The sequence below is a fragment of the Bradyrhizobium manausense genome (assembly GCF_018131105.1).
Lineage (GTDB): Bacteria > Pseudomonadota > Alphaproteobacteria > Rhizobiales > Xanthobacteraceae > Bradyrhizobium > Bradyrhizobium manausense_B.
This window is the reverse complement of record NZ_JAFCJI010000002.1, coordinates 1-12273: the sequence shown is the minus strand read 5'-3', so window position 1 is coordinate 12273 and position 12273 is coordinate 1. Positions and strand designations below refer to the sequence as shown.

General features: G+C 60.6%; 12 protein-coding genes. 4 read left to right on the top strand and 8 right to left on the bottom strand.

Going from position 1 to position 12273, the window contains the following annotated elements; all coding sequences use genetic code 11:
* Positions 1-4 precede the first annotated feature (4 nt).
* The 7 genes from JQ631_RS20375 to JQ631_RS20345 all read right to left on the bottom strand — a co-directional run bounded on the left by JQ631_RS20375 (position 5) and on the right by JQ631_RS20345 (position 7506).
* Positions 5-1192, bottom strand: a complete 1188-nt coding sequence (locus JQ631_RS20375) for a glycosyltransferase (protein WP_249160837.1) — start codon at positions 1190-1192, stop codon at positions 5-7.
* 20 nt (positions 1193-1212) lie between these two features.
* Complete coding sequence (locus tag JQ631_RS20370) at positions 1213-1980, bottom strand: class I SAM-dependent DNA methyltransferase (RefSeq protein WP_212328679.1); 768 nt, start codon at positions 1978-1980, stop codon at positions 1213-1215.
* Positions 1977-3095, bottom strand: a complete 1119-nt coding sequence (locus JQ631_RS20365) for a DegT/DnrJ/EryC1/StrS family aminotransferase (protein WP_212328678.1) — start codon at positions 3093-3095, stop codon at positions 1977-1979. Before JQ631_RS20365 ends, JQ631_RS20370 begins: the two co-directional genes overlap by 4 nt.
* The gene (locus JQ631_RS20360; protein ID WP_212328677.1) at positions 3092-3538 is read right to left on the bottom strand and encodes a cupin domain-containing protein; all 447 of its coding nucleotides are present in this window, start codon (positions 3536-3538) and stop codon (positions 3092-3094) included. Before JQ631_RS20360 ends, JQ631_RS20365 begins: the two co-directional genes overlap by 4 nt.
* Positions 3539-3645: 107 nt before the next feature.
* Positions 3646-4830, bottom strand: a complete 1185-nt coding sequence (locus JQ631_RS20355; RefSeq protein ID WP_212328676.1) for a CgeB family protein — start codon at positions 4828-4830, stop codon at positions 3646-3648.
* A 13-nt stretch (positions 4831-4843) separates the two neighbouring features.
* The gene (locus tag JQ631_RS20350; protein WP_212328675.1) at positions 4844-6166 is read right to left on the bottom strand and encodes a hypothetical protein; all 1323 of its coding nucleotides are present in this window, start codon (positions 6164-6166) and stop codon (positions 4844-4846) included.
* Positions 6167-6171: 5 nt separating this feature from the next.
* Positions 6172-7506 carry a hypothetical protein gene (locus JQ631_RS20345; protein ID WP_212328674.1) on the bottom strand — a complete coding sequence of 445 codons (1335 nt, stop codon included), beginning with the start codon at positions 7504-7506 and terminating at the stop codon, positions 6172-6174.
* Between the two features lie 335 nt (positions 7507-7841).
* Between JQ631_RS20345 and JQ631_RS20340 the strand changes: the two genes are divergently transcribed.
* From JQ631_RS20340 to JQ631_RS20330, 3 genes are read left to right on the top strand one after another with little or no spacing between them, the layout of a single operon-like run.
* Positions 7842-8903, top strand: a complete 1062-nt coding sequence (locus JQ631_RS20340) for a Gfo/Idh/MocA family protein (RefSeq protein ID WP_212328673.1) — start codon at positions 7842-7844, stop codon at positions 8901-8903.
* Positions 8900-9370: an acyltransferase gene (locus JQ631_RS20335; protein ID WP_212328672.1), complete on the top strand. Its 471-nt coding sequence runs from the start codon at positions 8900-8902 to the stop codon at positions 9368-9370. The genes JQ631_RS20340 and JQ631_RS20335 overlap by 4 nt, the downstream gene beginning before the upstream one ends.
* A 12-nt stretch (positions 9371-9382) precedes the next feature.
* Entirely contained in the window at positions 9383-10480 is a 1098-nt protein-coding gene (locus JQ631_RS20330) for a DegT/DnrJ/EryC1/StrS family aminotransferase (protein WP_212328671.1), read from the top strand.
* Here the strand turns inward: JQ631_RS20330 and JQ631_RS20325 are convergent.
* Entirely contained in the window at positions 10477-11700 is a 1224-nt protein-coding gene (locus JQ631_RS20325; RefSeq protein ID WP_212328670.1) for a glycosyltransferase family 4 protein, read from the bottom strand. The genes JQ631_RS20330 and JQ631_RS20325 overlap by 4 nt on opposite strands.
* Positions 11701-12130: 430 nt before the next feature.
* On the opposite strand from JQ631_RS20325, the gene JQ631_RS20320 reads away from it, so the two are divergent.
* Positions 12131-12273, top strand: a 143-nt coding sequence (locus JQ631_RS20320) for a GDP-mannose 4,6-dehydratase (RefSeq protein WP_212331452.1), incomplete at its 3' end; no start/stop codon positions are given.

Genomic DNA, 12273 nt, shown 5'->3' with positions numbered 1-12273 from the left:
ACCATCAGCGTGGCATCAGCGCCAGGCGATGCTTCAGCCGGTCCATCTGACGTGCGAAGTCCTGCCGCCCAAGTTCGGTCTCGCCGGCGAGTTGCTGCAGCCGTCGCTTGCCGGCTTCGCGTAGTCGCTGCGCGGTGCCATCGGTCCGCAAGCTCGTGATCGCGCCGGCCAGCGATTCCGGATCGTCGTAGTCGAACAGGATCGCGGCATCGCCCGCCTGCGCCTTGAACGCCTCGGGATAGATGACGGGTGTTCCGACCGCCCAGGCTTCAAGCGGAGGTAGGTTGGTCGGGCCGAAATAGCTCGGCATGACGAGGGCGGCAGCGCCCCGATAAAGTGCGGCGAGCTCCGAGGACTCCACAAATCCGAGGATCGAGACCTGACCGGCCAGCGCGTAGGCGGCAATCGCTGCGTCGATTTTCTGGCGGCCGCTGCGGTTCGATCCGCACAGCACCAGCCGCTCGGTGCGACCTTGCTCGCGGAGTTTGGCGAGCGCCGCCAGCAGCGTGAAGTGATTCTTGTGCGGCCAGAACTGGGCCGGGTAGAACAGGTAGCCGCGCTCCAGCCCATACTTCTCCAGCACGGCGTCGTCGCCATCATCCGCGCCGTCGCCCGATGACGTGACGTAGACGGATGGCGAGAACGGGATCGGGACCATGCGGGATCTCTCGACAGCATAGCGCCGCGACAGGTCCTCGACCAGTTCGGGTGCGTTGACCAGCACCAGCACCGCCTTCGTGCTGCCGAGACCAAACAGGATTTCGCGTCGCTCGAATTCTCCGAAGGCGCGAACCTCCGGAAATTCCGGCGCGTCGCGATGGCAGCCGTCGAAGATCGTGATGATGAAGGGGAGCTGATAGAGCAGCAGATGCCGCTTCGATGTCGACGTGAAGTGCACGATGTCGATGCCGTCACGGACCAGGGCACGCTCGAACGGAGATTTCAGCTCCAGCCCGATCTGGAGGAGGTCGAACGGTTTGCAATATTTGAGGAAGAGAAAGGCCTGATCGAGGACGCCGAACTTCAAGAGGCGCGCCTCGATCCCGAATTCCTTCAGGATCTCCCGGGTCTTCGGATAGGGCGAGTAGACGACAACCTCATTGCCTGATTTGGCCGCCCAGTCGCGAAGCCAGAGGACGTCGTTCAGCGGCTGCTGAAATCCGCCACCGACTTCAAGGGCTTGTTCCAGCATGACGGCCAGTCGCAGCGGTCTCACGGCGACAGTCTCTTTCTGGCGATCGAATAGGCTGCCCAGGTCTTCGAGTTCGGCGCGGCGTCGGAGAACCAGGCGTAGTTGCCATCCGGCTCAAATCCGCTCGCCTTCAGCGAAGCCTCGACTTCGAACGGAAACCAGTAGCGCATGCGATGCGTCTCGTCGACGCGCCGGATCGTCGACCGATCGGTGTCCTCGCAGAACAGCGTGTAATTCACGAAGACGGTGGCGTTGATCTCGTCGTGGTCCGATTGCGCGATCCGGGTCAGCCGCAGCGGCTTGCGCTCGATCACCTTGACGCGGGTCTCGACGCCCTGCGCCAGAACGGCACCGCCGTACCAATAGTCGAACAGGAAGACCCCGCCGGGCTTGAGCGCCGCGTAGGCCGTTCGGAACAGCGCCTCGAGCCTTGCGGGATCGCGCTGGTAGCTCGCCACGTGAAACAGCGACACCACCGCATCGAAGTCGCGCTCCGGGCCGGTCTCGCAGGCATCGCCCTGGCGGAAGGGCACGGGCAAGCCGGCCTGGGCGGCGCGGCTCTTCGCCTTGGCGATCATCTCCTCGCTGAGATCGATACCGGCGACGCTCCAGCCACGCCGGGCAAACTCGACCGCGTGCAGGCCCGTACCGCATCCGAGATCCAGCAGCTTGCCGGTCGTCACGCCTTGGTCGCGCAGGCGTTGCGCGACGAAATCCACTTCGGACCCGTAGTCCTTGTCTTCGTACAGGAGATCGTACCAGGGGGCGTAGTCCGCAAACACCGTCACGCCAGGATCTCCTTCAGCGCTGCCGCCGACCGGGCAATCTCGTCCTCGGTCAGGGCCAGTCCGCTGGGCAGGTAGAAGCCACGGCGAGCGATATTCTCGGCGACGGGATGGAACTCGTCGAGCATGAAGCCCATACGGCGCAACACCGGCTGCTCGTGCATGCACCAGAAGAACGGCCGCGTGCCGATGCCCTTCTCGCCCAGCCGCCGCATCGCCTCCTTGGCGTCGAACGGAACGTCGTCGTCGAGAACGACAGCGTAGACCCAGTAGATGTTGTCGGCGTAGTTGGTCCGCGCGACGGGACGGCGAATGCCTGCCGTCCCGTCGAGATGTTCGTCGTACAGCCTGCCCAACCTGCGCTTGAGTTCGACGGTGCGCGGCAGCTGCTCGATCTGCGCGACGCCGAGCGCGGCCTGCAGATTGGTCATGCGCGCGTTCCAGCCGAGCTCTTCGTGAATGAAGCGCTGCTGCGGCTGGAAACATAGATTGCGCAGGCTTTGCAGGCGATCGGCCAGCGCGTCGTCGTCGGTGAGGATCATGCCGCCTTCACCGGTCGTGACGTGCTTGTTCGGGTAGAAACTGAAGGTCGAGACGGTACCGAAGCTGCCGCAGGGCGCACCGCGATAGGTCTGGCCATGCATCTCGGCGGCATCTTCGACGATCTTCAGATTGTGCTTGCGGGCAAGCTCCAGGATCGGATCGAGATCGACCGGCAGGCCGTAGATGTGGACCAGCATGATCGCGCGGCTGCGCGGCGTGAGCGCGGCTTCCACGCCCTCGAGGGTCATGTTCCAGGTCGACGGATCGCAGTCGACGCCCACGGGAACGAGGCCGGCACGAACCACGGCGGCGGCGCAACTGATGATCGTGAAGGTCGGGATGATGACCTCGTCGCCGGGTTCGAGCCCGAGCGCATGGACCGCGATGTCGAGCGCGACGGAGCCGTTGGTCACGGCGACGCCATGGCGGCGGCCTGCGACGCGAGCCATCTCCTGTTCGAAGCGCTTGATGAACGGACCTTCCGAGGAGATCCAGCCTGTGCGGACACACTCGGCCAGATACTCGGCTTCGTTGCCGTCCAGCAGCGGCGTATTGACGGGGATGAAGCCGGTCACAAGCCCGGGCCCTTGATCCGGATTTGCGACGCGTCCACCTCGTCGAACCTCGTCTTATCGTTCTCGCCGGAATACGGGCCCTGCTTGACCTCGAACATCTCGACTGGCTCGAGGACATGAAAACCATGCGCGCCGCTGCACAGCAGAATGATGTCGCCGGCGCACAGCACGCGGCTCTCGAGATAGCCCTCACTCACGGTGTAGAAGTCGACCTGAAGCTTTCCCTTCTGGATCAGCAGGACTTCCTGCGTATAGTGCACCTCGCGCGTCACCTTGTTGTGGCGATGCGGTGCGATGCTCTTGCCTTCCGGATGGCTCATGAAGGCGAGCTGTTGCGACAATTCCGGCGTCGAAAAGAAGTGAATGCCCGCCTCGCGAAACGAAGCACGCACGATGATCGCATAGAGCTGGTCGCCGAATCGGACGTGTTCGACGTGTTCCATCTGCCGTTTTCCAGAATTACAATTATATTACAACGCCTTAGCGTTCATGCGGCCGACTTTGGCCATTTTCCCGTAAATCGTCAAGGGTAACGGCCGCTTTTCGGATTTTAGCGCGTCACTTGGATGAAGCGGAGAATCTCCTCGACGCGCGCGCGAAATGTATGCCTCGCCAGCGTCTGCTTTTGCCCGTTTGCGGCAATTTCCATGCGCCTGTGATCGTCGGCGAGATAGCGCGTGATCGCCGCGGAGCATTCCTCGGGCGACCGCCAGACCACGACATCCCGATCCGCTTCGAACAGGGTGTTCAGGTTTCGCTTGAAATCCGTCAGCAGAAAGGAGCCGACACCGGTCGCTTCGAACAGCCGCATGTTGCCCGCTTCATCGCCGGCGATGTCGATGTGGGAATTCAGGCTGATCCGCGATCGCCTCAGGACATCGTACATTTCCGAGCCCCATACTTCGCCCTGAAAGCAACGTCGAAGCGGCGACGTCACGGGAAGCGAGCTTGGAATGTTGCCCCATAGCTTGAGGTCGTGGCGTTCTGCGACGAACTCCAGAAGCGCGATCCGGTCCCGGTGATCTTCCGATACCGAACCCACGAACGAGACGTCGATGTCTTGCACGGGCGGCGCGGAAAGCGCATCGATGACGGCCGGCTCGAACGCAAGATGGCAAACCTCGGCGCGAACGCCGGCTGCCCGAAACGCGCTGACGACGCGGGGGAGCTGCGAGAGCATCAGGTCGTAGGCATTCCAGTCCTCGCCCTTGGTCGGCTCGATGCCGACCTGCCCGATGACCACGCGTACGCCAAGGTTCCTCATGCGCCGCACCAGCGCCGGGCTGACATAGAACACATCCTGGTTGAGGATCAGCTCCGGCTTGAATTCCTCGACCTGGGCAAGCAGGACGCATTCGGCCTGCTCACTCAAGCGTGGGCTCAATCCGAGCCGGCGGGCCAATGGCCGCAATGCCGGTTTCAGCGGCGCGATGGTGCGCTGGAGCCATCCCGGCAGCCGTTGCTTTCGGCTCGCGCCAAGACTGGCTTCGGTGTCGAGCGTCATGCCATGCTCGCGCGCCCAGGCCGATTGCAGCCAAAGATTATTGACGTGGATGTCGGCAGCCTGGTGGCCCAATGCCGTGAAATTGCGCGAGTAGAAATCCGCGACGCCGAACAGGCTCGCGTTTCGCGCGGCCATCTGTTCGGCGTAGCCAGCCGCCTCCAGTCCGGAATGGCGACCGTACAGCCACGCCAGGAATCGAGGGTAATCGGCGTTCAGAACGAGCGTGCGCATCGAACTCAAATCCTCACAAGGGCGGCGAACCCTTCTGCAATCCCGCGAACGATAGTCGCGGCATGACATACCAAAGCAGAAACAGGATGGCGGCGCCGTTCGTGACCATCATGATAGAAAGCGGCACATTCAGGAAAGTTTGCATTACCATTCCGCTCGACAGGATGACGAACCGGGGTGGAAGTCCCTCGGATACCTGATTTCCGATCGAGAGGATTAGGCCGGCGAGAAGCGCGGTTACCGGCGCCAGAGTGCTGCCGACTGAGGCGATTCCTTCGGTCGCAAGCAAGGATGCATTGAGATTGCCGACCGGGTAGTTCTTCGCAATCATCAGTGCGAGTTGTTCGCTGTCAGGACAAATGCCCAGGCGCTTGATCACCGAGATCTGGCAGAAATACGTGAGTTCGTGCCGCGAGAAGAAATCATTGTAAACGTCGAGCGCGACCGACGGGTATGCGACCATCCGGAAATTGATCGTACCGAAGTAGTTCAGGTAGAGCGACCGAGGCACCGGTCCGTGCTCGGACAATATCGCCACAGCGATGCCCAGCGCGATCGGCCCGAGCAGCGACACGATGACCGCAACCCTTGCTTCGAGACGGCTCGAGATGAACCAGAGGAAGCACAGCCAGGCCGGTGCAAACAGAGCTGTCTTGGCGAGGGTAACCGGGTAGAAAGCGACGAGGAGAAGCAGTATTGCCATCGCACCGAGGCGGGCCCGCATCTCGATGCAGCACGCAAAGGCGAATGGCAGCAACGCTCCTAAAGCCACTCCCATCGCATATTGGAGAGCGAGCGGGAATCTCAATTCGTCGCGGAATTCGTAGATGTCTGCCAGTCCCACCAGTTTGAAGTTGAAGAAGACGCCTATCACGACGATGGCGAGGCTTGCGGCTGCAATCGCCGCGACGAGCCGACGAAGATTTTTGACCGAGATCGTATGTATCGGACGGATCGGCCATTTGAGAAAGAGAGTGGGAACCAGAAATGCTGCGGCTGAAATTGTCGCTGAAATAGCCGGGAGCGTGTGATCATATGGCAAATCCGAAAAAGGAATGAGGCAAACATAGCCGAGGGTCATGGTGGAGAGATAAAACGACAGCAGATAGCCGAAACTGAATCTTGCGAAGGCCATCATTGACGCCAATGCGGCAACCGGAAGTGCAAGGAGCGCTGCTTCGCCAATGTGCGAAGCGTTCCAGGTGAAAAGCTTAAGATATCCATACAGTTGCAAAACCATAGCGAGCGAGATGCCGCAAACGAGCGTATGAACTTGGAGAAGTGCAAATAGGAATGGCGTTCTTGATGAAGTCTTGAAATGACTAGAGAATTGCATCTTTCTTACTCTGGAGGGGTATCGCCCCTAGCGGATTGCAGTGCGGCGCCCGGTGTCATGTACCAAAGTAGAAAAAGGACAGCGGCGCCATTGGTCACGAGCGCGACAGTGAAAGGCACGTTCAGGAAAATATGAAGCTGCAATCCGCCCGACACTAGCACGAAGCGTTCAGGGAGATCGCAGGAAGCTCGGTTCGCCAAGGCGATTGTGAGTCCGCATATGAAGGCCGTGACTGGCGCGAACAGGGGGCCGATTGATGCGACCCCTTCCGTCGCAAACAGCGACGCATTGAAAAACCCGAGGTGATAGCTGTTCTGCATGTAGACGGAAAGCTGCTCAGCATATGGGCACGATACGAACAGCTTGATCAGGCTGATCTGGCAAAAGAGCGTCAGTTGGTGGGTCGAGAAAAAATCATTGTAGAAGTCAAGCGCGCTCGCTGGCATTCCGATCATTCGAAAATTGACCGTGCCGAAATAGACCAGGAACGGGTACTCCCCCAGCAGACCGAGATTATACGCGAGCACCAATAGCAATCCGAGCGACACCGGCAGCAGTAGCGAGAGGATGACCGCTATCCGAGACTCGAAATAGATCGACAGGAACGTGAGGAATAGCAACCACCCGGGCGCAAGCAGTGCGAGCTTCGTCAGCGTGACCGGATAAAACAGCCCAAGGAGCACTAGGCAGAGCGCGGCATAGCCGTATCGCTTCAACTGACAGAAGCTGGCATAGGCAAACGGCAGGAGGGCTCCGCAGACGATGCCGATGGCGTAGAGAAGAGGCCTGGGCAGCACGATCTGCTCGCGAAACTCATAGATGTCGAGCGGGCTGACGAACTGCCTGTTGAAGGTTGCTCCGATTGCTAGAACAAGGATCGAGATTCCCAGAATACCCCACAGGAGCTTATAGAATTGTTTGTTCGTTAGTCTCAACCGGGAGGGAAAAGGCGGGAGGTTGAGGAATAACGCGGGAATGAGAAACGCGGCCCCGGAAATAAAGGCCGAAATTGCCGATATGCGATGATCGTAGTGAAACGTCGAGAATTCGACAAGCCAAAGATAGCCCAGGACCAGCGTGAAGAGATAGAAGCCTAGTGCGTAGCCGAAACTGAAGCGCTGTCTTACGAATACGAAAGATAGCAGCGCAAATGGAGTGGCGATGGCTGCTGCAGTCAGAACGTGCGGAAGGCTGTTCTCGGCCAGGGGCAACAGGCGGCGATAGTACTCACCCACGAAAGCCAGCGAAACCCAGGAAGCCAGGACGTGGCACACTATGAGGATGGCCAGCCTGAATCGGAGGCCCGAGAGCGACGTCACTGAAACATCGGCGATTTTCATTGGTGAGGTTTGCGTCCTGCGGAGCATCACGGGCTCCGTAACATGGAAGGTACAGCGTGGCCACAGAGGCAAAGCCAATCGGTAGTCAGTCGCCAAACTTGAGTTCCTCCTCCGGTTTTCGAAGCGCGGTAGGCACTTGGCAGCTCTGCCTCGCACCCTACCGATGTTGATGGTGGTTCTGGGTCCGGCGAGGTTCGCTTTGCACGGGGTGGACAAGCCAAGGAAGCGCATTATTGGCTTGATTAATAACGGAATTTTCGAATATAGGCTTTGACTTCAGCGCGCGGTCAGGACGAATATTTCGTGCGGCAGTGCCGATCGTGAGGATGACCTGAATGATCAGATTTGGTCTGCTCGGTTGCGGACGTATCTCAAAGCGTCACTCTGAGCTGTTGGGGAATGGTCAAATCGAGGGCGCGCGCCTCGTTGCGGTCTGCGACAAGGCCAAGGCGCGTGCGGACGCTGTCGCGACGAAGTTCTCGGTTCCGGCCTATGACGATTTGCACGAATTTCTCGCGCGCTCGGACATGGACGCTGTCGCGGTTTTGACGCCGAGCGGTATGCACCCGGAGCACGCCATCGCCTGCGCGCGCGCGGGCAAGCATGTCGTGGTTGAGAAGCCGATGGCGCTTCGGCTCCAGGATGCCGACGACATGATTCGAGCCTGTGACGAGGCCGGTGTAAAGCTTTTTGTGGTGAAGCAGAACCGCTTCAACGTTCCGGTAGTGAAGGCGCGCGAAGCGCTGGAGGCCGGCAGATTCGGGCGGTTGATCCTCGGTACCGTGCGCGTGCGCTGGTGCCGGGACCAAGCTTACTACGACCAGGATGCATGGCGTGGAACCTGGGCCTATGACGGCGGGGTGTTAACGAATCAGGCCAGTCACCACATCGACATGTTGGAGTGGTTCTTCGGAGACGTGGTGAGCGTTCACGCCCGGGCGACCACCGCGCTCGTGAAGGTCGAGACCGAGGATACCGCGGTGGCGACGCTGAAATTCCGCAACGGCGCACTCGGCATCATCGAAGCGACCACCGCGGTCCGACCAAAGGATCTCGAAGGCTCGCTGTCAATCCTCGGCGAAAAGGGTACTGTCGAGATCGCGGGCTTCGCGGTCAATCAGATCAGACACTGGAATTTCGTCGACGCGCTGCCAAGCGACCAAGTCGTAATCGAAAAATTTTCGGTCAATCCACCCAATGTCTACGGGTTCGGCCATCAGGCCTATTATCAGCATGTCGTCGACTGCCTGTTGAATCAGCGCGCGGCGTTGGTCGACGGCCTACAGGGCCGCAAGAGCCTCGAGCTGATTTCCGCTCTCTACGAGTCGATCGAGACCGGGCAGGAAGTTGCGCTTCGCTTCGAGCCGCGGCGGAGCAGGCTCGGAGTGGTTTCGTGAGCGGCGACCCGCAAGTGCACCAAGCCGGCGTACGCGACGTCAAATTCGGCCGGCGCGTCAAAATGGTCGAACCTTGCAATCTCTACGGCTGCGAGATCGCGGACGATTGCTTCGTCGGCCCCTTCACCGAGATTCAGGCCGGCGTTGTCGTCGGCGCGCGGACCCGCGTGCAGTCGCATGCGTTTATCTGCGAGTTGGTATCGATCGGCGAAGATTGCTTCGTCGGGCACGGAGTGATGTTCATCAACGACACGTTTTCGACCGGTGGACCGGCCCGCGGGCGCCGAGAATTGTGGCGCTCTACGAAGATCGGCAATCGGGTTTCCATCGGTTCGAACGCCACGATCATGCCAGTATCCATCGCCGACGACGTCGTGATCGGGGCTGGCTCCGTGGTCACGAAGGACATCACCGAGCCGGGCAGCTATGCCGGAAATCCCGCCCGGCGCCTCAAGAGCAAGACCTAGGGAAGAGCAACCATGCCGGTACCTTACGCGGATCTCGGGCTTCAGTACCAATCAATCAAGGACGAGATCGATGGCGCCATCGCTGCGGTTATCCGCGACAGCGCCTTCATCCGGGGGCCCTATGTCGATGCCTTCGAGCGAGACTTTGCGGCTGCCGCGAGCATCGGGCACTGTGTGTCCTGTGCGAACGGCACCGACGCGCTCTATCTCGCGATGGCAGCACTGAAGGTGAAACCGGGTGACGAGGTCATCACGACCGCGCATTCCTGGATATCGACGTCGGCGATGATCACGCATGCAGGTGCACAGGTCGTGTTCTGCGACACCGATGGCGAGACTTTCACCATCGACCCCGCGGCTGTCGAGGCGGCGATCACGCCGCGCACCGTGGGCATCATCCCGGTGCACCTCTTTGGCCAGCCGGCCGACATGGACGCGATCATGGCCATCGCGCGCAAACACGGCCTCTGGGTCATCGAGGACTGCGCGCAGGCCCATCTGGCGCGGTACAAGGATCAGCCAGTCGGGACGTTCGGAGCGGCCGCGACCTATTCATTCTATCCGGGCAAGAATCTTGGTGCGTTCGGCGATGCCGGCGCGGTCGTGACCGGTGATGCTGCGCTCGCCGAGCACATGACCATGCTGGCCCGCCACGGCGGCATCGTGAAGCACAAGCACCTGATCGAGGGCATTAACAGCCGGCTCGACGGAATACAGGCGGCTATCCTGTCGGCCAAGCTGAAGCATTTGCAGGCCTGGACCAAGGCGCGTCAAGATGCTGCGGCGGTCTATGATGCCGGTCTCAACCAACTCGAAGGCGTCGAGGTGCCGCGCGTCGCGTCTGACCGCACCCACGTCTATCATCTCTACACGATCAAGCACCGCAGGCGCGATGCGCTCGCGGCTTATCTGGCTGAGAACGGGGTGCAGACGGCGATCAATTACCCGACAGCCCTGCCATTGCTTCCTGCCTATTCGCGACTTGGACACAAGCCCGAACAGTTTCCGAGAGCGTTTGACGACCAGAACAAGATTCTCTCGCTGCCGATGTTTGCGGAAATTACCCGCGAGCAGCAGGACGAGGTCATCAGGCTGATCAAGAATTTCTAGTCGCTGCTGTCGAGCAGGTGCTGCATGATGTCGCGGTAGCGCTGCGTCGAAGCTTGCTGGCTGTATTTCAGCGCGGCAATCGCTGCCTTGCGGCCTCGCTCGAGGGTCGCCGTGCGATCGGACGCGGCTTCAGAGATCGCCCGTGAGAGCCCGGTGGGATCCTCCGGGGGGACGACCCAGCCAATGTCTTCCTCTGTCACCGCAAGCCCGGCTTCCGAATTCGGTTCCGTTCCAACGATGACGGCCCTCCCGACGGCGAGAAGGTTGTAGAGGCGGCTGGGTATCGAGACCCCGGCCACGTTGCGCCGGTAGGGAATGACCCAGGCGTCTGCCGCTGCGAGAAATTCGGCAAGTTGTTCCTCGGGCACCGGTTCCAGCAAGGTGACATTCTCCAGATTCTCCGAGGCTTGAAGGGCTTTCAGTTCGTTCCAGCCGACGCCCCAGCCGGACAGAACGAAGTGGATCTGCTTCTCACGTCGCAGAAGCCGTGCGGCTTCAAACACGGTCCAGGGCGCATGCGTGAAGCCGAGATTGCCGCAGAGGCCGACGATGAATGGCGCCGGGTAGGACTTCCTGAAATGACCGCCATCATCGGGGGCGCGAAAACCGATCGGCAGCAATGTCCAGTTCGGTACGAAGTGGATGGTTTCTGCGCGCACGCGTGGATAGCGCAACAGCAATGGGGGAACGTCGCGGCCGATGACGAATATGGCGTTCAACGATCTGAACAGCCAGCCATTGGCAATACGCAAGGCGCGCGTGACGAGCGATGTCTGACGGGCCATGCCGGCGGCCAGCAGAGCTTCGGGATAGAGGTCGTAAATCAGGAGCGCCGTTCTGGCGCCTCGCAGCCTTGCGGCAAGTGCGATCGCGTAGGGCAGGGTGAAAGGACTCGTGACCGACATGACGACGTCGCCCGGCTGAGCACGTCTGTAGACCGCCCAGAACAGGTGCATCGCAAGCGCGGAACTCGCGAGGAGGCGTCTTACAAGTGCGTGCTTGGGTGGTTTCCAGTTCGAGATCTCGATGACCTCGGGCGTATCATTTCTTGAACCCGCCGGCGTCGCCGAGCCCGGTGTTCCTGAGAGGACAATTGTCCGCATGTCGAGAGCGATTGCATCGGCGATCGCGCCGAGATAGGTCGCCGTCGTGCTCGGGTCCGGCGGATAGAACTCTGTCGCGAGGATGAAGCTGGGCGCTTTCGTCACTTCGTTACCCATTTTCCGGAAGCAGGACGTTTCCGTCCGGAGAGGCGTGGCCCAACAGCTCCACGGGGCGCGCGATCCTGATGTACTTGCCGATCTTGAATAGATGCTCGATGTCGACATTCAGGACGCGGTCGCGATCGAAGAAAACAGCAGGGCGCCCTGTCGATCGCTGTGCTTTCTCTGGCGCGGGACATTGCGGCTCGAGTTTGGAGTCACTGCGGGCGCGAAGCAGCCGACGCGGCCCAATTGCACTGTGCGCTCAGTATCACGATTGCATTCCAGGTCCAATCCGTCTCGGCGTCCCCGGCTGCCGGCTTTGGGCCGTTCCCCCCGGGGTTGACCGGCGTGGGGCGATATGGCCAAGAAGAGCCGCACGAATGCGCTTCGCTCGGCGTTCTGCGTGCATCCGTTCATTGCAAGAACTGCGGGAACAAGGTCGGCCATGACGCAACGTGTCGCTCTCATCACCGGCGTGACAGGTCAGGACGGGGCTTACCTCGCCGATCATCTGCTGTCGCTCGGCTATGTCGTGCACGGAATCAAGCGGCGCTCGTCCTCGTTCAACACCGCGCGTGTCGATCATCT